The organism is Azospira sp. MPR-E4 (assembly GCF_058809645.1).
Window position 1 is genome coordinate 79728 of record NZ_JBXAST010000007.1, and the last position, 17087, is coordinate 96814.

The window sequence follows — 17087 nt, forward strand, 5'->3', positions numbered from 1 at the left end:
TTTTTTTATGCAATCTGGCGGTTCGTCCGCCTGAAAAAACAAGGCATTATATCCGTACGGGGCGGTTAGCGCAGGCTGATTACCGGCCAGCCGCGCCGTTCCGCCTCCGCCTTGAGGATGGGGTCCGGGTCCACCGCCACCGGGCGGCTGACCTTTTCCAGCAGGGGCAGGTCGTTGCGCGAGTCGCTGTAGAACCAGCTGTCGGCAAAGCTGCCCCAGTTGAGGCCCTGGGCTTCGAGCCAGTCTTCCACCCGGGTGATCTTGCCGTCCTGGAAGGACGGGGTGCCGCGCACGCCGCCGGTGAACTGGCCGTCCCGCTGTTCCGGGATGGTGGCGATGAGATGGTGGATGCCGAATTCCCGGGCGATGGGACCGGTGACGAAGGCGTTGGTGGCGGTCACCAGCAGCACCAGGTCGCCCCGCTGCAGGTGCTCCTGCACCTTGGCCCGGGCCTGGTCGGTCATGATCGGGCGGATGTTGCGGGCCATGAATTCCTGGTGCCAGGCGTCCAGCTGGGCGCGGGAGTGGCGGGCCAGGGGCTTCAGCTGGAAGTCGAGGAACTCGTAGATGTCCAGGGTACCGGCCTTGTACTGCTCGTAGAACTTCTCGTTCTGGGCGGCGTGGATTTCGCCGTCGAGGGCGCCCTGGCCGATGAGGAACTGGGCCCACTCGAAGTCGCTGTCGCCGGCCAGAAGGGTGTTGTCGAGATCAAAGAGTGCGAGATTCATCGTGCCTGTTTCGGAAGGGTTAGACGGTGGAGTCGCCGGCATGCTGCAGCACTTCGCGCAGCAGGGGCAGGGTGATGGGCCGCTTGTGCTCCAGGGAGTAGCGGTCCAGGGCCGCCAGCAGGGCGGCCAGGGTGCGCATGTCCCGGGAACTGCGGTTCATCAGGTAGGTGAGGGCTTCCCGGGAGAGCTTGAGTCCCCGGTCGGCGGCCTGGGCCGCCAGGGCCGCCAGCTTCTCCTCGTCGGAGAGGGGGCGCAGGCGGAAGATGAGGGCCGAGCCGAGGCGGGTGCGCAGGTCTTCCCGTAGTTGCAGGGCCGCCGGCGGCTGGTCGCTGGCCACCAGCAGCTTGCCCGGCCGGCCGTTTTCCACGGCCAGGCGCAGGCGGTTGAAATGGTTGAAGAGGGCGATCTGGCCGGCCTCGGCCAGGGCCTGCACGTTATCCACCGCCAGGCCCTCGGCCTCGGCCGGGGCGCCGGCCAGGAGCGGATCTTGGGCGCCGTCCACATAATGCAGCCCGGAGGCCTGCAGCAGGTGGCTCTTGCCGCTGCCCGCCTCGCCCCACAGCAGGAACAGGGGCTGGGGGCCGGAGAACCAGTCGGCCAGGGCCGCCAGGGCCTCCTCGTTGCCGTCGCCGACGAAGTTGGCCAGGGAGGGCGGAGACTCGGGCATCAGGTCCAGCAGCAATTGACGCATGGGGGGCAGCATGGGGTCAGGAGTTGAGGTAGAAGGGGCTGGCCTTGTAATGCCGCTGCAGTTCCCGCAGGCCCACCAGCAGGGCGGCGGAGGCGGGCAGGGCGATGAGGATGCCGAAGAAGCCGAACAGCTGGCCGAAGGCCATCAGGGCGAAGATCACCGCCACCGGATGCAGGCCGATGCGCTCGCCCACCAGCCAGGGGGTCAGCACCACGCTTTCGAGAATCTGGCCGCCGCCATAGACGATGGCCACCGCCAGCACCAGGCCGAGGCCCTGGAACTGCAGCAGGGCTGCCACCAGGGCCAGCAGCAGGCCGGTGGCGAAACCGACGTAGGGAATGAAAATGAGCAGGCCGGTGAGCAGGCCCACCGGCAGGGCGAATTCCAGCCCCGCCAGCCACAGGCCCAGGCTGTAGTAGAGGGCCAGCAGCAGCATCACCGCCAGCTGGCCGCGCAGGAACTCGGCCAGCACCGCATCCACTTCCCGGGCCAGACGCAGGGCCAGGTTGTGGAAGCGGCGCGGAATGAGGTCCTCGATACGGTGCAGGAGGCTGTCCCAGTCCTTCAGCAGGTAGAACATGACCACCGGCAGGAGCAGCAGGTTGGCGACGAAGGCCACCAGGGCCAGGCCGCTGCTGCCGAGGGTGGTCAGCACGTGGCCGAGGATCTGCTGGGCCGCGTCCTGGTTCTTGCGCACCAGGGCGTTGAAGCTGGCCGGGTCCAGGGGCAGGTCGATGCCCAGGCGCTTCTGCAGCCAGGGGTCGAGCTTGGTTTGCAGCAGGGTCAGGGTGGCCGGCAGGCGCTCGGCGATGAGGCTCACTTCCTTCTGCAGCAGGGGCACCAGGGTCAGGGCCAGCAGGGTGAGGGCGCCGATCAGGCCCAGGATCACCAGCAGGGCGGCCAGGGGGCGGGGTACCCGGTGGCGGGCCAGCCAGCCGGTGGCCGGGTTGCCGATGTAGGCCAGGATGGCGGCCAGCAGGAAGGGGGTGAGAATCGGGGAAAGGGCGAGCAGCAGCCAGACGCAGGCCGCGGCAAAGCCGAGCCAGAGCAGGGCCTGCAGTCTTTGGGTGCGGTTGTCGGGCCGATCTTCGGTCATTTGGGCTAAAATGCGGGTTTTCAATAGCTTTCCGGCGCCCATTCTATCACTCCGGATGCCAGGCCCTTCCCGACCATGACCCAAGATACCAGCAAGACCTCCCTTTCCTATCGTGACGCCGGCGTGGATATCGACGCCGGCGATGCCCTCGTCGAGCGCATCAAGCCTTTCGCCAAGAAGACCATGCGGGAAGGCGTGCTGGCCGGCATCGGCGGCTTCGGCGCCCTTTTCGAAGTGCCGAAGAAGTACAAGGAGCCGGTGCTGGTGTCCGGTACCGACGGCGTCGGAACCAAGCTGAAGCTGGCTTTCCAGCTCAACCGCCACGACACCGTGGGCATCGACCTGGTGGCCATGAGCGTCAATGACATCCTGGTGCAGGGTGCCGAGCCCCTCTTCTTCCTCGACTACTTCGCTTGCGGCAAGCTCTCCGTGGATGCGGCGGCCGACGTCATCAAGGGCATCGCCACCGGCTGCGAACAGGCCGGCTGCGCCCTCATCGGCGGCGAGACCGCCGAGATGCCCGGCATGTACCCGGATGGTGAATACGATCTGGCCGGTTTCGCCGTCGGCGCCGCCGAAAAGAGCAAGCTCATCGACGGCAAGTCTATCGTCCCCGGCGACGTGGTGCTGGGCCTGGGCTCCCACGGCGCCCACTCCAACGGCTACTCCCTGGTGCGCAAGATCATCGAGCGTTCCGGCGCCGACTTCAACGCCAAGTTCGACGGCGAGGCCACCCTGGCCGATGCCGTGATGGCCCCCACCCGCATCTACGTCAAGCCTCTGCTGGCCCTGTTGCAGACCCTGCCGGTCAAGGGCATGGCCCACATCACCGGCGGCGGCCTGACCGAGAACGTGCCCCGGGTGCTGCCGGAAAATACCGTGGCCATCCTGGACAAGTCCTCCTGGCTGCGTCCCAAGCTGTTCGACTGGCTGCAGGCCGAAGGCAATGTCAGCGACGACGAAATGCACCGGGTTTTCAACTGCGGCATCGGCATGGTGGTGGTGGTGGCCCAGGAGCACGCCCGCCAGGCCGTCCAGCTGCTGCAGGCTGCCGGCGAGAAAGTGTGGCAGATCGGCGACATCCGCGCCCGTCAGGGCGACGAGGCCCAGACCCAGGTGAACTGAGCCTCACCGCATACAGGACTTGCCCGGGCTGCGGTGTCCGGGCAAGCTACGGTTTCCCCATAAAAAAAACCGCTTGGAGGTAAGAAGTGAGCAAATCCGCTGTCATCGTTACCGGCCTGATCCTGGCCGCCGGCCTGTCCGCCAATCTGGCCCAGGCTTCCGAAGAACTGGCCAAGGCCAAGCTGTGCGTCGGCTGCCACCAGGTCTCCGCCAAGGTTCTGGGCCCTGCCTACAAGGACGTGGCCCAGAAGTACGCCGGCGTGAAAACCGCCGAAGCCGATCTGGCGAAGAAGATTCGCGGCGGCAGCAAGGGCGTCTGGGGCGGTGCCGAAATGCCGCCCAACCCGGCCATTTCCGAGGTCGACGCCACCACCCTGGCCAAATGGATTCTCAGCCTGAAGTGAAGTTGGGCTGATTCCGACAAAGCCAACAAAAAAGCCGGCAATCGCCGGCTTTTTTGCGTCTGCAGGAAAAGCCTACTTGGCCTTTTTCTTGGTGCTTTCCGCCTTCACCTCGAGGAAGGCCGGGCCCCAGATGGGGTGGCCGGATTCGGCCTTGGTCAGGCTGAGCTTGGGGTAGGCGGCCAGGCCCTTGCGGAAGTTGGCCTTGCAGCTGTCCACCTGGCGGGAGGCGCAGGCGATGAAGGCCAGGTGCTTGTAGGCCCGGGCCTGGTCGATGCGGTTGGGCAGGCCCAGGTCCAGGGCCTGTTGCAGGGTCTGGCCGGCGCTCTTGTAGTCGCCGTTTTCGTAGGCGCTGATGCCCCGGGCCAGTTCGCTCTCGGCCTTGCGCGCGGTCGGCGTCTTCACCGGTTCGGCCGGCTTGGCCGCTTCGGGCGGGGGTGCCGGTTCGGCGGCCGGGGGCGGGGTGTTCTGGCTGGCGCAACCGGCCAGGGCCAGCAAGGAGGCAAGCAGCAGGGAGGAGAGGGATCGCATGGCGGTAGGTGTGCTCATTTGAATTTGTGCTTGATCTTGTAGGTGTCGCCGGCGCCCAGTTCCAGGGTCAGGCGATGGGGTTCGGACTGGCCGTTGCGGATTTCCACCTCGTGGTGGCCCGGCAGCAGCTCGATGCTTTCCAGGGGCGGCGAGATGCCCTTGGGTTCGCCGTCCACCACCACTTCGCCCCAGGGGGCGATGGCCAGGTCCACCCGGGCGGCGGGCTGGGGTTCGGGGGCCGCGGTACTGGCCGCAGGGGCAGGCGTGGCGCCGTTGCCGGCACTGCGTTCCGTAGGCAGCAGGGCGAATGCGCCGCCGGCGATGGCCACCGCGGCGACGCCCAGCCACAGCGCCTTGCCGCGGCGGGCCGGCGGCGAGGCCGGTGCTTCCTGGGGCGCAGGGGAGAGGCTGAGGGGGTTGGTGTCCGTGAACGGGTGGGCCAGCAGCATGGTCGGATCTTCCGACGGGCTGGGCGGAATGCGCGGCTGAGGCTGGGCCTGGGCGGCCAGGCCGAGGACCGGGCCGGGGGAGCCGAGCTCGGCGTAGCGGCGCAGGTCGGCGGCCAGTTCGCCGGCGGTCTGGTAGCGTTCCTCCGGCGACTTGGCCAGGGCCTTGGCCAGGATGGCCTCGAAGCCCGGCGGCAGTTCCGGCATGAGCCGGGTGGGCAGCACCGGGCCTTCGTTGATGACCCGGTACATGATGGTGGTGACCGTTTCGCCGTCGAAGGGGGCGACGCCGGTGAGCCACTGGTAGAGCACCACGCCGAGGGAGAAGATGTCGGCCCGGCCGTCCACCGGATGGCCCATGATCTGCTCCGGCGCCATGTACTTGGGCGTGCCCAGCATGTGGCCGGTCATGGTCTTGCTGCCGGTCTGCAGCTGGGCGATGCCGAAATCGGTGATTTTCACGGCGCCGTCGGCCAGCACCATGAGGTTGGCCGGCTTGATGTCCCGGTGCACCACGCCCTGGCGGTGGGCGTAGTCCAGGCCGTCGGCAACGGCGGCCATCATGTCGGCGATGCGGGTATAGGGCAGGGGGCCGGCTTCGCTGATGAAGCGGCGCAGTTCCCGGCCTTCGAGGAATTCCATGGCCATGTAGGCCACGTCCTCCGCCTTGCCCGCGTCGTACAGGGTGACGATGGCCGGGTGGCTGAGGCGGGCGACCGACTTGGCCTCGCGGAAGAAGCGGCGCTCGAAGCTCTCCTTCTCGGACAGGCTGGCGTCGAACTTGATGGTCTTGATGGCCACGACCCGTTCCAGCAGGGGATCGAAGGCGCGGTACACCACGCCCATGGCTCCCTCGCCGAGTACTCCGTCGATACGGTAGCGGCCCAGTTGTTGAATGGTCATGCGCTTCTTACGGAAATTGGGGTCGGTCAATCCGGGACGGCAACAGCTCCCTCCACCCCGGGGTCCGAACTCTGACGGGCAAGTTTAACAGAACCTGTCCGCCCCCTGACCATCCCCAGCGCCGGGCCGGCTTAGCGTCCCGCGGCCGTGGCCGGTTTGCCCATGGCCAGGGCCCCGCCCAGGGCCAGGAAAAAGGCCAGGGCCACCAGGGCGAAGACCTCGGCGAAGGCCTGGGCGCTGCCGGCCGGCTGGCCCAGGTGGTTGCTGCGCCATTCCACATAGACGGCACCCAGGCTGATGCCTAGGGTGCCTCCCAGCTGCCGGGTGCAGTTGAGCAGGGCCGAGCCCTGGCCCACCAGGCGCTGGGCCAGGGGGCGCAGGGAGCCCAGGTTGAGGGCCGGCAGGATCAGGGCCAGGCCGATGCGGCCGATGACCACCGTGCCCATCAGGGTGGGCAGCAGGGGCAGGCCGAGGGAAATGCCGGCCAGCAGCGCCAGCAGGACGAAGGAGATGGCGAACAGCAGCAGTCCCAGGGCCGTCTGCCGATGGGGGCGGACCCGGTCCGCCAGGTAGCCGGCCCCCGGGGTCATGAGGGCCAGGGCGATGCCGCCGGGAAGCAGGGCCAGGCCCGCGGTGGCGGCGTTGTAGCCGAGGATGCTCTGCAGGAATACCGGCACCAGATAGGTGGAACCATAGAGGCCGACGCCGAAAATGAAGGACACCAGGGTGCCCATGGCGAAGGCCCGTTCGCCGAACAGTCCCAGGGCCAGGATCGGCCCGGGCACCCGGCGGGCGTGCCGCAGGAAGAGGGCGATGCCGGCGGTCGCCACCAGGGCGCCGATGCCGCTCTGGGGCGACAGCAGGCCGTGGGCGTGGAGGCCGCCGACGGTCTGCAGCAGGCTGAGGATGGCCAGAGTGAGCAGGGACAGGCCGGCCCAGTCGAAGGGGTGCTCGGCCCGGGCTGGCGGCTTGTGGGGCAGCAGCAGGTGGCCCGCCGCCAGGGCGGCGAGGCTGCCGGGCACGGTGATGAGGAAAATGGCGCGCCAGCCGAAATGGTCCACCAGGAAGCCGCCGGCAATGGGTGCCACCGCCGGCGCCAGGATGATGCCGAAACCCAGGATGCCCATGGCCCGGCCCTGGCGTTCCAGGGGAAAGAGGCGCAGCACCAGCAGGGTGCTCATGGGCTGCAGCAGGCCGGCGGCCAGGCCCTGGACGATGCGCATGGCCACCACCGAGTGGAAGTTCCAGGCCAGGGCGCCGCCCAGGCTGCCGATGCCGATCAGCAGCACGGCACCGAGGAAGACCCGGCGGAAGCTGTAACGCTCGATGAGCCAGGCGGTGGGCAGCATGGCCACGGTCATGGCGGCCATGTAACCGGTGACGGCCCACTGCACCCGGTCCTGGCCCAGGTGAAAGTCCGCCATGAGGGCGGGAATGGCCACGTTGAAAATGGTGGCGGAAAGCACGGCCGTGACCATGCCGCAGGCCATGGCCGCCAGGACCAGCCAGGGGTAACGTCCGCCATGGCGGGCCTGCAGGGCTTCCAGGCTGCGGGGAGAGCTTGAAAATGACACGGTGACTCCGGAGCGGGGGCTGAGTAAAATGATTGTATCAGTAAATAATTAGCATGCTAACTATATGTCAGACCACCAGCCTGAAGCGACGTTCCCGCCCCAACAGCGATTTTCCGTCCTGCTGCACCAGACGGCGGCCCTGTGGCGCACAGCCCTGGACCGGCGCCTGCGGCCCCTGGGCTTTTCCCAGGCCAGCTGGCGCGCCCTGATTGCCCTGCGGCGCCAGCCGGAAGGTTGCAATCAGGCCGTCCTGGCGGAGCGCCTGGGGATCGAGGCGCCCACCCTGGTGCGCCTCCTGGACCGCATGGAAAAGCAGGGCTGGCTGCAGCGCCAGTCCGATCCCCGGGACCGGCGCAGCAAGCGGGTGGTGCTCACTGCCGCCAGTCTGGAGCTGGCGGCGAGCATGGAAGCGACGGTGGAGGAGTTGCGGGCCGAACTGCTGGCGGGGCTGGAACCGGCCCAGCTGGAGGCCATGATCGACATCCTGGAAACGGTCCGGGAGCGGGCCGAAGGCCTGCTGGCCAAAGGAGCTGTCGATCCGGAGAGTGGGTCTGATATTCCTTTATAGATATAACCAATTTACAAAACAGTATTTCTTCTTATAAAAAGGGCGCCCTAGACTTCTCCCATCGCATATCACCTCCTGGGAGAAATCATGGCTCACCCCCGCAAGCTCATCGCCACCCTGGCAGCATCCCTGTCCCTGGCCTTCGCCGGCCAGGCCCTGGCCGACGCCACCCTGCTTAACGTTTCCTACGACCCCACCCGTGAGCTGTACCAGGACTTCAACGCCGCCTTCATCAAGCACTGGAAGGAAAAGACCGGCGAGACCCTGACCATCAAGCAGTCCCACGGCGGTTCCGGCAAGCAGGCCCGCTCCGTCATCGACGGCCTGGAGGCCGATGTGGTGACCCTGGCCCTGGCCGGCGACATCGATCCCCTGGCCGAGCGCGGCCTGCTCGCCGCCGACTACCAGAAGAAGCTGCCCCACAACGCCTCCCCCTACACCTCCACCATCGTCTTCCTGGTGCGCAAGGGCAATCCCAAGGGCATCAAGGACTGGAACGACCTGGTGAAGCCGGGCATCGGCGTCATCACCCCCAATCCCAAGACCTCCGGCGGCGCCCGCTGGAACTACCTGGCGGCCTGGGGCTTCGCCCTCAAGCAGCCGGGCGGCAACGACGCCAGCGCCAAGGACTTCGTCGCCCGGCTGTACAAGAACGTGCTGGTGCTGGATACGGGCGCCCGGGGCTCCACCACCACCTTCGTCGAGCGGGGCCAGGGCGATGTGCTGATTGCCTGGGAAAACGAGGCCTATCTGGCGGTGAAGGAACTGGGCCCGGACAAGTTCGACATCGTCACGCCTTCCCTCTCCATTCTGGCCGAGCCCCCGGTGGCCGTGGTGGACAAGAATGTGGACAAGCACGGCACCCGCAAGCAGGCCCAGGCCTACCTGGAATACCTCTACACCCCGGCCGGCCAGGAAATCGCTGCCCAGAACTACTACCGGCCCATCGATCCCAAGGTGGCGGCCAAGTACGCCAAGCAGTTCGGCAAGGTGAATCTCTTCACCATCGACCAGCTGTTCGGTGGCTGGACCAATGCCACCAAGGCCCACTTCGCCGACGGCGCCATCTACGACCAGATCCAGACCAAGCGCTGATTCTTCGGCACCACAAACAAGAAGCCCCGGCCTTCCTCAGGAAGGCCGGGGCTTCTTTTTGAATGATCGGGGCTTAGCGGCCGAGGGCCAGGTTGGTGCTGGCACGGCTGTCGTTGTCGCCGCGCTGCTGGGTGCGCTCCGTGGTGCGGCGTTCGTTGCCACTCTTGAAGGTTTCCGCAGCCAGATAGGCCCCCGCGGACGACAGGCAAAAGGCGCTGGCGGTAAGCAGCAGGATCTTGCGGGCATTGGCGGTCATGGTTTTGTCTTGCATGTGGATTCTCCCGGAGGCGAGGGCCTGGGCCCTTGTAGTTGTCGATGGGGTCATTCTAGGCAGGACCCCGGGTTGCGTCTGTCGCCTCCCTGTAGCGACCGGTAACGGCCCATGCGCTTTGATGACCGCGTGTGACAGCGTGACAAAAAAAGACCCCGCCGAGAGCGGCGGGGTTGGAGAGGAGGCCCATCCAGGGAGGGAGGGGATGGGTCTTGGGGGAGTCATGCGCTGTCAACGCATGGATGCATTCTAGGCAGGCCCGGCGGTGCCGTCTGTGGCGATTCCTGGGCCCTTGTGTAACGGTCTGTGGCGGTCCTCCTCTCCATTTGTAACAGCCCCCGGGATATGGCGGGAGACAGACCCGGAGCGGAAAATCCGGGCAAAAAAAACCCCACCGGGGGAGGTGGGGTGGAGAGGGTGCCCATCCGAAGGGGGGGAGGTGGATGGGACTTTGGGGGAGTCATGCGCTGTCAACGCAGAATCCATTCTAGGGAGCCCCCCGGCTGACGTCTGTGGCGATTGCAGGAGGGTTGTGTAACCGGGGGTGAGGGACTTTGACGGTTTGTAATGCCCCATGTGCGGCCTTGGCAGGCGAGGGGGCGGGGCCGTTCGGCAGTGGCGCGGGGAGCGGGGCGCTCAGCGCCGCCGCCAGAAGCGCCAGGCCATGACGGCGATGGCGAAGAGGGCGGTGGCCAGCAGGGCCTTGGGCAGGTTGGCGCGGCCTTCGGTGACCAGGTCGAAGCCCAGGATGCCGAGCAGGACGCCCAGGCTCTCCGCCGCCGGAAAGGTGGCCTTGAAACGGCGTTTGCAGCGCAGCAGGCAGTCGGGGACGGATGGGAGGGGCATTGAAGATGGGCTAGTGGAGCGGGCATACCGCGGACGGCCGTGGAGCCATCCGGCACGGTATGGGCTGCATTCTAGGCAGGACGCGGCCTGGCGTCATGGCCGCTAGCGTGAGCGTTTGTAACGCAATGTAACGCCAGCGGCCCCGGGCCGCCTGGGCACGGGCTTTCAGCCCGGCCAGGAGAGGGTGAAGCGGGCGCCGCCGAGACTGGACTCGCCGGCGCTGGCATGGCCGCCGTGGGCCTCCATGACCTGGCGCACGATGGCCAGGCCGAGTCCGTAGCCGCCGCTGGTGCGGTCCCGGGAGCGGTCGAGGCGGGTGAAGGCGTCGAAGATGCGCTCCCGTTCGTCCGCCGGTACGCCGATGCCGTCGTCCTCGACGTGGATCTGCACCAGGCCTTCCTGTACTTCGGCGCTGACCCGGACCCGGGTCTTGGCGTACTTGAAGGCGTTGCGCAGCAGGTTGCGCACGGCGTAGGGCATGGACTTGCGGTCCAGGCGGGCCATCAGGTTGGGCGGCAGATGGCCCAGGTCCACCTCCACCGCCAGTTGCCCGGCCAGGATGCGCAGGTCGTCCACCTCCTCCTCCAGCCAGGGCACCAGGGCGATGGAGGTGAGGTTGAGGGTGGGACGCTCCCGCTCGAAGCGGGCGTGGGTGAGACTGGAGTCGATCAGGTTGTCCAGCTCCTCCAGGTCCTCTTCCATGGTTTTCCAGTGACGCTGGCGTTCGTCGCGGCAGTCCGTGTCGGCCGCCATTTCCAGGGCGAAGCGGAGGCGGGCGATGGGGGTGCGCAGTTCATGGGAGATGGCGCTGGAAAGCTCCCGCTGGGCGGCGATGAGTTTTTGCACCCGCTCCGCCATGCCGTTGAGGGTGTCGGCCAAAAGCGCGAACAGGTTGCTGCGGGCCGCCGGGGCGCGGGTCTCGAAACGGCCCTCACCCAGGGCCCGGGCGGTCTGGCGCAGGGATTCCAGGTCGCGCCAGATGGGCCGGATCCAGATCCATACCAGGACGGCGAAGCCGAGGCCGATGGCGGTCCAGGTCATCAGCCGGATGCGCAGTTCCAGGGGGATGGCGCGCTGGTACTCCGGGTTCAGGTCGGGGGAAAGGGGGCCCACCACCAGAACTTTGTCGCCGCCGCGGATGCGGTGGAACATGATGTCCCGGTGGGAGTCGATGGCGATGTCGCCCAGTTCCAGCTTTTCCCTTTGCTTGGGCGGCAGGAGCACCTGGTCCAGGTCTTCCAGTACCAGGCGGTAGGCGAACTTCTCGTCCAGGGCCTTGATCTGCTTTTCCCACTGGTGCCGGGGATAGCGCTGCAGCTCGTCCTCGATGAGGACGATGGTGCCGCGCATGAAGCGCTTGGCGTAGTCGTCGGTGATGCCCTGCAGGGCCGTGGAAATGGCAAAGTCGGCGATCATGGCGATGCCGACGAAGGAGCCCATGGCCAGCAGGTAGAAATTGAAGAACAGCCGGGACAGGCTGTAGCGGGCGCGGGAGAGGCGGGCGAAGCGCTGTTCCGACTCCCGCCGTTCCTTGCCCGGGCTGTTGTCCTCCGGCGCTGCTTCTACCTCCTGTTCCGGCAGGCGGCGGGGGTCAATTCCAGTCATGCCGGGAGAACAGGTAGCCCTTGCCGCGCACGGTCTTGATGCGGGCCGGATTGTCCGGATCGTCCCCCAGCTTCTTGCGCAGGCGGGAGATGCGGGCGTCGATGGAGCGGTCCAGGCCGTCGAAGCCGATGCCCCGCAGGCGCTGCAGCAGGTCGTCCCGGGACAGCACGGTGCCGGCGTGGCAGGCCAGCAGCCAGAGCAGGTCGAACTCGGCGGTAGTCAGGTCGATGGCCGCATCGCCCAGTTCGGCGCTGCGGGTGGCCTGGTTGATGCGGAAACGGCCGAACACCAGCTCGTCGCCGGCCCCGCCGCCTTCGCTGCCCTCGCTGGGGCCGGCCCGGCGCAACAGGGCCCGCACCCGGGCCAGCAGCACCCGGGGCTGCACCGGCTTGGAGATGAAGTCGTCGGCACCCAACTCGAGGCCGAGGATCTGGTCCATGTCCTCGTCCCGGGCGGTGAGCATGAGGATCACGCCCTGGTAATGGGGGCGCACGGTGCGGCAGACCTCGAAACCGTCCTTGCCGGGCAGCATCACGTCCAGCACCACCACGTCCGGATTGTCGGCGGGAATGCGGGTGCAGGCCGTGTCGCCCCGGGGTTCGATGGCGACTTCGAAGTCGTTCTTGCTCAGGTATTCGGCGGTCAGCTCGGCGAGGCGCTCGTCGTCCTCGACCAGAAGAATGCGGGGGGCGGCCATGACGCTCCAGGCGGAAGGGGAAAACGCGAGTTTACCCCGACTTTGGCGGCTGGGTGTCCTTGCCGTTGGCGCCCCCCGCGGCACCGCTCCGTTTGCGCCGCTCCGGATGGCCGGCAGCGGGCTCGGGCAGGGTGATGAGCAGACACTGGCCGTCGGGCAGGGAGACGGCGATGCTGTCCCGGCCACCGGGGCCGCTCTCCTTGCAGTGATAGAGGCTGAGGGCGGGGGTGGCCAGGGAATCCTTGATCTGCCGCGGGTGCAGGTGTTCGGCCAGGGCTTCCCGGTCCACCAGGGCCCAGTGCAGGGTCTTGCCGCTCATGCCAGGTCCCCGTCCGGCGCCGCTTCCGCATCGGCCAGGGTCTTGCCCTGGCGCAGCAGCAGGGCGTAGTCACCGGCGGGCACGGCCCGGCTGAAGAAGTAGCCCTGGAACTCGTCACAGCCGTGCTGGCGCAGCAGGGCCAGCTGTTCGGCCGTTTCCACGCCTTCGGCCACCACATTGAGCCCCAGGCTGTGGGCCATGGCGATGACGGCGCTGGCGATGGCCGCGTCGTCGGCGTTGGAGTTGATGTCGCGCACGAAGGAGCGGTCGATCTTCAGGCAGTCGATGGGGAAGCGCTTGAGGTAGGAGAGGCTGGAGTAGCCGGTGCCGAAGTCGTCCAGGGACAGGGTCACGCCCAGGTCCTTTAGCTCCCGCAGGGTCAGGGCGGCGTGGTCGGTGTCGTGCATGACCATGGATTCGGTCAATTCGATGTCCAGCATCTCGCCGGGCACCTGGTATTCCTCCAGCAGCCGGCGCACCGTCTCCCCCAGGTTTTCCTGGCGGAACTGGCGGGCGGAGATGTTGATGGCCACCTTCAGGGGCGGCAGGCCTTCCTCGCGCCAGGCACGGATCTGCCGGCACACCAGTTCGATGACCTTTTCCCCTAGGGGAATGATGAGGCCCGATTCCTCGGCCAGGGGGATGAACTCGTTGGGGTTGATCTGGCCGATGCGCGGGTGCATCCAGCGCAGCAGGGCCTCGGCACCGACGATGGTGCCCTGCTGCAGGGAAACCTTGGGCTGGTAGTAGACCTGGAATTCGTCGGTCTCCAGGGCTCGGCGCAGGTTGCCCTCCATGTCCAGCCGGTCCAGGGCCATGCTGCTCATTTCCGGCAGGTAGAAGCGGTAGTTGTTGCGGCCGTATTCCTTGACCCGGTACATGGCCACGTCGGCGTTGCGCAGCAGGATGTCTCCCGTTTCCCCGTCCCGGGGAAACAGGCTGACGCCGATGGAGGCGGTGACGAACAGCTCCTTGCCTTCGACGAACAAGGGCTGGGCCAGGGCCCGCTGAATCTTGCCGGCCACCACGGCCACGTCGTCCGCGTCCAGGATGTCGCCGACGACGATGACGAACTCGTCGCCCCCCAGGCGGGCCACCGTGTCGGTGTCGCGCACGGCCGCCTGCAGCCGCTCGGCCACGGTCTTCAGCAGCTTGTCGGCCGGGGCGTGGCCGAGGCCGTCGTTGATCACCTTGAAGCGGTCCAGGTCGAGCAGCATGACGCCCACCAGGCGCCTGTCCCGGCGCGCCAGGGCGATGGCCTGGCTGATGCGGTCGGCCAGCAGGCTGCGATTGGCCAGGCCGGTGAGGACGTCGTGGGTGGCCTGGTATTCCAGCTGTTCCTGGTAGTGGATGCGATCGGAGACGTCGTTGATGACGGAGACGAAATGGGTGGTGCTCTGGCCCGACTCGTCCAGCACCGGTGCCAGGTGCAGCTCGTTCCAGAACAGGCTGCCGTCCTTGCGGTAGTTGCGCAGGATGGCGTGGCCCTCGCGCCGGTCCCGCAGGGCAGCGCGGATTTCGTTGAGACCCTTCTGCTGCAGGTCGTCCCGCACCAGGAAGCGGCCGTTGCGCCCCTGCACTTCGGCAGCGCTGTAGCCGGTGATGCGCTCGAAGGCCGGGTTCACATAGGTGATGGGGTGGTCCAGCTGGGTGGCGGAAGTGATCATGATGCCGTTGCTGGAGGACTCCACGGCCCGGTCCCTCAGCCGCAGGGCCTCGCCGGCGTCCTGGCGGGCGGCGGCTTCGGCCTCGCTGGTGCAGCGGCGCACCGCCAGGGCCAGGGCCAGCAGGGTGGCGATGTCCCGCAGCAGCTGGTGTTCCTCCGGCGAAAACAGGGCGCGGGCGGCGGCATAGATGCGCAGCCGGCCCAGGGCCTTGCCTCCGGCTTCCAGGGGCAGGGACAGGGAGCCGGCAAAGGCGGAAAACTGGGGGAACCGATCCAGGTCCTGCCAGTCTGACGGGAGCATGGCGCCGGCTGCCGCATCGGCGCCGAGGCGGGCTGCTACCAGCCGGTGGCTGCCGTTTTCCAGCAGACCGACGCAGGCCAGGCTGTAGCCGCCGCAGCCGGTCAGGCTGTCGCAGATGCGGGCCGCCAAGTCCGCTTCGCTGCCGGCTGCACCGGCGGCGGCATGGCAATGGGCCAGCAGGGCAAGCAGACGCCGCAGCTGGTCTTCACCGCTGACGTCCTCATTTGGGTGTTGCGGGGACAAGAGGTCTCCTCCTCATTGTGTACTGCTTGTTTTTGTCGGGGCAGTGTAACAAATGCCCCGCCGCCTGGTTGTTGCGCTGCGCCATGGAAATGGCTGCGAATCAGGCGCTTGGCGTCATTCATCCTTTTCAAGGGGTAGTTCCAACCATGGCCTTTGCCGATATCCTGTCGTCCCTCCTAGCCTTTCTCCGTTCCGGCGCCCTCGACCTGCCCTGGTGGGGCGTGCTGCTGGCGGCCCTGGGCATGACTCATGTGACCATCGTCGCCGTCACCGTTTTCCTGCACCGCCACCAGGCCCACCGGGCCCTGGATCTGGGGCCCCTGCCTTCCCATTTCTTCCGCTTCTGGCTGTGGCTGACCACCGGCATGGTGACCAAGGAATGGACTGCCATCCACCGCAAGCACCATGCCAAGTGTGAAACCGCCGAGGATCCCCATAGTCCCCAGGTGAAGGGCCTGTGGAAGGTCCTCTCCGAAGGCGCCGAACTGTACCGGGCCGAGGCCGCCAATGCCGAAACCCTGGCCCGCTATGGTCACGGCACGCCGGACGACTGGCTGGAGCGCCACGTCTATGCCCGGCATCCGGTGCTCGGTGTGGCCCTTATGCTGGTGCTGGACGTGCTGCTCTTCGGCGCCGCCGGCATCACCGTGTGGGCGGTGCAGATGGCCTGGATTCCCTTCTGGGCGGCGGGGGTGGTCAATGGCTTAGCCCACTTCTGGGGCTACCGCAACTTCGCCTGCGCCGACGCCTCCACCAATCTCTGGCCCCTGGGGCTGGTCATCGGCGGCGAGGAGTTGCACAACAACCACCATGCCTTCGCCACTTCCGCCCGCTTCTCCGCCAAGTGGTACGAGGTGGACATTGGCTGGGGCTACATCCGCCTGATGAGCGCCCTGGGCCTGGCCCGGGTGAAGAAGGTGGCGCCCCGGCCCCGGCTGCGTTCCCTGCGGCCCCAGGTGGACGACCATACCCTGCAGGCCCTCATCACCCACCGTTACGATCTCATGACCCGTTACGCCAAATCCCTGCGCCAGGCCTACGAGGCCGAGTTGCGGGCCCTCCGTGGGCGTCTCGATGCGGTGGAGTTGAGGCGGGCCCGGGACGCGCGGCGCTGGCTGGCCGGCGACCTGGGACGGATGCCGGCGGAGATGCGCCAGCGCTTCGACGCCCTGGTCCAGGGCAGCGGTTCGTTGCAGACCCTGGTGGCCATGCGGGTGGAACTGAGCGCGGTGTGGGAGCGCAGCAACGCCAGCCGGGAGCAGTTGCTGGCCCACCTGCAGGACTGGTGCCGTCGGGCCGAAAGCAGCGGCATCCGCCAGCTGGAGGAGATGTCCCTGCGTCTGCGCCGCTACGCCATTTGAGCCGGAGCGGCCAACGCTGGCACAATGACGGGGCGCCCTGCGGGGTGCCCTTTTCTTCAGGAAAGTCCGATCCCCTATGTCCCTGCTCAACCGTCTGGCCGGACGTCCCGGCTATTTGCTTCTCGCTGTGGGCTGCATCGCCCTGGTCTCCGCCGGCCTGGTAATCCAGGAGTTTGACCGCCTGCAGCCCTGTCCCCTGTGCATTTTCCAGCGCGTGCTCTACCTGCTGGTGGCCGCCCTGGCCCTGGGCGGGGCATTGTTGCCCCGGCTGCGCTGGCTGTGGCTCGGTCTGATCGGCGTCACCGCTGTCGGCGGCATGGCCACGGCCCTGTACCAGACCTGGCTGCAATGGGTGGCCGACCCGGCCCTGGAGTGTGCCTACGGCGATCCCAGCCTGATCGAGCGCCTGGTGGACTGGCTGGGCATGCAGTACCCGCCCCTGTTCATGGCCACCGGCTTCTGTTCGGCCCGGGACTGGACCTTCCTGCAGCTTTCCATGGCCAACTGGTCCGTGCTCTGCTTTGCCGGGGTGCTGGTCAGTCTGCTGGTCATCGGCCGCCGTCGCTGATCGCCGGCCGTTTCCTGCCGCAAACAAAAAGCCCGCTTCGGCGGGCTTTTTG

18 protein-coding genes are annotated in these 17087 nt (G+C 67.3%); 6 read left to right on the plus strand and 12 right to left on the minus strand.

What is annotated here, in order from left to right; translation table 11 throughout:
• Nucleotides 1-65 precede the first annotated feature (65 nt).
• The 3 genes from AC1RTA_RS03980 to AC1RTA_RS03990 are packed head-to-tail and all read right to left on the minus strand — an operon-like array spanning nt 66 to nt 2515.
• Nucleotides 66-728 carry a histidinol-phosphatase gene (locus tag AC1RTA_RS03980; protein WP_130460101.1) on the minus strand — a complete coding sequence of 221 codons (663 nt, stop codon included), beginning with the start codon at nt 726-728 and terminating at the stop codon, nt 66-68.
• 19 nt (nt 729-747) lie between these two features.
• Nucleotides 748-1419, minus strand: coding sequence for a DnaA regulatory inactivator Hda (gene hda, locus AC1RTA_RS03985; protein ID WP_043798932.1), 672 nt, complete (start codon nt 1417-1419; stop codon nt 748-750).
• Between the two features lie 16 nt (nt 1420-1435).
• Nucleotides 1436-2515 (minus strand): AI-2E family transporter, encoded by a 1080-nt coding sequence (locus AC1RTA_RS03990; RefSeq protein ID WP_130460100.1) that lies wholly within the window; start codon nt 2513-2515, stop codon nt 1436-1438.
• Nucleotides 2516-2590: 75 nt separating this feature from the next.
• On the opposite strand from AC1RTA_RS03990, the gene purM reads away from it, so the two are divergent.
• Together purM and AC1RTA_RS04000 are read left to right on the plus strand one after the other, a co-directional pair.
• Complete coding sequence (gene purM / locus AC1RTA_RS03995) at nt 2591-3640, plus strand: phosphoribosylformylglycinamidine cyclo-ligase (protein WP_492784014.1); 1050 nt, start codon at nt 2591-2593, stop codon at nt 3638-3640.
• Nucleotides 3641-3726: 86 nt separating this feature from the next.
• The gene (locus AC1RTA_RS04000; RefSeq protein WP_492784015.1) at nt 3727-4044 is read left to right on the plus strand and encodes a c-type cytochrome; all 318 of its coding nucleotides are present in this window, start codon (nt 3727-3729) and stop codon (nt 4042-4044) included.
• Nucleotides 4045-4116: 72 nt separating this feature from the next.
• Here AC1RTA_RS04000 and AC1RTA_RS04005 read toward each other — a convergent pair whose 3' ends face one another.
• From AC1RTA_RS04005 to AC1RTA_RS04015, 3 genes are all read right to left on the minus strand, one after another.
• Nucleotides 4117-4590, minus strand: a complete 474-nt coding sequence (locus tag AC1RTA_RS04005; RefSeq protein WP_492784016.1) for a TssQ family T6SS-associated lipoprotein — start codon at nt 4588-4590, stop codon at nt 4117-4119.
• Entirely contained in the window at nt 4587-5921 is a 1335-nt protein-coding gene (locus tag AC1RTA_RS04010; protein WP_492784017.1) for a serine/threonine-protein kinase, read from the minus strand. The genes AC1RTA_RS04005 and AC1RTA_RS04010 overlap by 4 nt, the downstream gene beginning before the upstream one ends.
• 131 nt (nt 5922-6052) lie before the next feature.
• Nucleotides 6053-7495 (minus strand): DHA2 family efflux MFS transporter permease subunit, encoded by a 1443-nt coding sequence (locus AC1RTA_RS04015; protein WP_492784018.1) that lies wholly within the window; start codon nt 7493-7495, stop codon nt 6053-6055.
• Between the two features lie 64 nt (nt 7496-7559).
• On the opposite strand from AC1RTA_RS04015, the gene AC1RTA_RS04020 reads away from it, so the two are divergent.
• Both AC1RTA_RS04020 and AC1RTA_RS04025 read left to right on the plus strand, forming a co-directional pair.
• Complete coding sequence (locus AC1RTA_RS04020) at nt 7560-8063, plus strand: MarR family winged helix-turn-helix transcriptional regulator (RefSeq protein WP_492784019.1); 504 nt, start codon at nt 7560-7562, stop codon at nt 8061-8063.
• Between the two features lie 87 nt (nt 8064-8150).
• Nucleotides 8151-9158 carry a sulfate ABC transporter substrate-binding protein gene (locus AC1RTA_RS04025; RefSeq protein ID WP_130460096.1) on the plus strand — a complete coding sequence of 336 codons (1008 nt, stop codon included), beginning with the start codon at nt 8151-8153 and terminating at the stop codon, nt 9156-9158.
• 73 nt (nt 9159-9231) lie between these two features.
• On the opposite strand, the gene AC1RTA_RS04030 is transcribed toward AC1RTA_RS04025, so the two are convergent.
• From AC1RTA_RS04030 to AC1RTA_RS04055, 6 genes are all read right to left on the minus strand, one after another.
• Nucleotides 9232-9429, minus strand: coding sequence for a hypothetical protein (locus AC1RTA_RS04030; RefSeq protein WP_014236614.1), 198 nt, complete (start codon nt 9427-9429; stop codon nt 9232-9234).
• A gap of 636 nt (nt 9430-10065) precedes the next feature.
• On the minus strand, nt 10066-10275 hold the full coding sequence (locus AC1RTA_RS04035) for a hypothetical protein (protein ID WP_014236615.1): 210 nt from the start codon (nt 10273-10275) through the stop codon (nt 10066-10068).
• 165 nt (nt 10276-10440) lie between these two features.
• A complete protein-coding gene (locus tag AC1RTA_RS04040) occupies nt 10441-11880 on the minus strand; it encodes an ATP-binding protein (RefSeq protein ID WP_416243095.1) in 1440 nt (479 codons plus the stop codon).
• Nucleotides 11867-12577, minus strand: a complete 711-nt coding sequence (locus AC1RTA_RS04045) for a winged helix-turn-helix domain-containing protein (RefSeq protein WP_014236617.1) — start codon at nt 12575-12577, stop codon at nt 11867-11869. Before AC1RTA_RS04045 ends, AC1RTA_RS04040 begins: the two co-directional genes overlap by 14 nt.
• 31 nt (nt 12578-12608) lie before the next feature.
• A complete protein-coding gene (locus AC1RTA_RS04050) occupies nt 12609-12896 on the minus strand; it encodes a hypothetical protein (RefSeq protein ID WP_492784020.1) in 288 nt (95 codons plus the stop codon).
• Nucleotides 12893-15106 carry a putative bifunctional diguanylate cyclase/phosphodiesterase gene (locus AC1RTA_RS04055; RefSeq protein WP_416243094.1) on the minus strand — a complete coding sequence of 738 codons (2214 nt, stop codon included), beginning with the start codon at nt 15104-15106 and terminating at the stop codon, nt 12893-12895. Before AC1RTA_RS04055 ends, AC1RTA_RS04050 begins: the two co-directional genes overlap by 4 nt.
• Nucleotides 15107-15252: 146 nt before the next feature.
• Between AC1RTA_RS04055 and AC1RTA_RS04060 the strand changes: the two genes are divergently transcribed.
• Both AC1RTA_RS04060 and AC1RTA_RS04065 read left to right on the plus strand, forming a co-directional pair.
• Nucleotides 15253-16467: a DesA family fatty acid desaturase gene (locus AC1RTA_RS04060; protein ID WP_492784021.1), complete on the plus strand. Its 1215-nt coding sequence runs from the start codon at nt 15253-15255 to the stop codon at nt 16465-16467.
• Between the two features lie 76 nt (nt 16468-16543).
• Entirely contained in the window at nt 16544-17035 is a 492-nt protein-coding gene (locus tag AC1RTA_RS04065) for a disulfide bond formation protein B (RefSeq protein ID WP_416243092.1), read from the plus strand.
• Nucleotides 17036-17087: the final 52 nt, after the last annotated feature.

Excerpts from the sequence above, each read along its gene's own strand:
- AC1RTA_RS03980 (WP_130460101.1), bottom strand. The coding sequence starts at position 728 with ATGAATCTCGCACTCTTTGATCTCGACAACACCCTTCTGGCCGGCGAC.
- hda (WP_043798932.1), bottom strand. The coding sequence starts at position 1,419 with ATGCGTCAATTGCTGCTGGACCTGATGCCCGAGTCTCCGCCCTCCCTG.
- AC1RTA_RS03990 (WP_130460100.1), bottom strand. The coding sequence starts at position 2,515 with ATGACCGAAGATCGGCCCGACAACCGCACCCAAAGACTGCAGGCCCTG.
- purM (WP_492784014.1), top strand. The coding sequence starts at position 2,591 with ATGACCCAAGATACCAGCAAGACCTCCCTTTCCTATCGTGACGCCGGC.
- AC1RTA_RS04005 (WP_492784016.1), bottom strand. The coding sequence starts at position 4,590 with ATGAGCACACCTACCGCCATGCGATCCCTCTCCTCCCTGCTGCTTGCC.
- AC1RTA_RS04010 (WP_492784017.1), bottom strand. The coding sequence starts at position 5,921 with ATGACCATTCAACAACTGGGCCGCTACCGTATCGACGGAGTACTCGGC.
- AC1RTA_RS04020 (WP_492784019.1), top strand. The coding sequence starts at position 7,560 with ATGTCAGACCACCAGCCTGAAGCGACGTTCCCGCCCCAACAGCGATTT.
- AC1RTA_RS04025 (WP_130460096.1), top strand. The coding sequence starts at position 8,151 with ATGGCTCACCCCCGCAAGCTCATCGCCACCCTGGCAGCATCCCTGTCC.
- AC1RTA_RS04030 (WP_014236614.1), bottom strand. The coding sequence starts at position 9,429 with ATGCAAGACAAAACCATGACCGCCAATGCCCGCAAGATCCTGCTGCTT.
- AC1RTA_RS04035 (WP_014236615.1), bottom strand. The coding sequence starts at position 10,275 with ATGCCCCTCCCATCCGTCCCCGACTGCCTGCTGCGCTGCAAACGCCGT.
- AC1RTA_RS04040 (WP_416243095.1), bottom strand. The coding sequence starts at position 11,880 with ATGACTGGAATTGACCCCCGCCGCCTGCCGGAACAGGAGGTAGAAGCA.
- AC1RTA_RS04045 (WP_014236617.1), bottom strand. The coding sequence starts at position 12,577 with ATGGCCGCCCCCCGCATTCTTCTGGTCGAGGACGACGAGCGCCTCGCC.
- AC1RTA_RS04050 (WP_492784020.1), bottom strand. The coding sequence starts at position 12,896 with ATGAGCGGCAAGACCCTGCACTGGGCCCTGGTGGACCGGGAAGCCCTG.
- AC1RTA_RS04060 (WP_492784021.1), top strand. The coding sequence starts at position 15,253 with ATGGCCTTTGCCGATATCCTGTCGTCCCTCCTAGCCTTTCTCCGTTCC.
- AC1RTA_RS04065 (WP_416243092.1), top strand. The coding sequence starts at position 16,544 with ATGTCCCTGCTCAACCGTCTGGCCGGACGTCCCGGCTATTTGCTTCTC.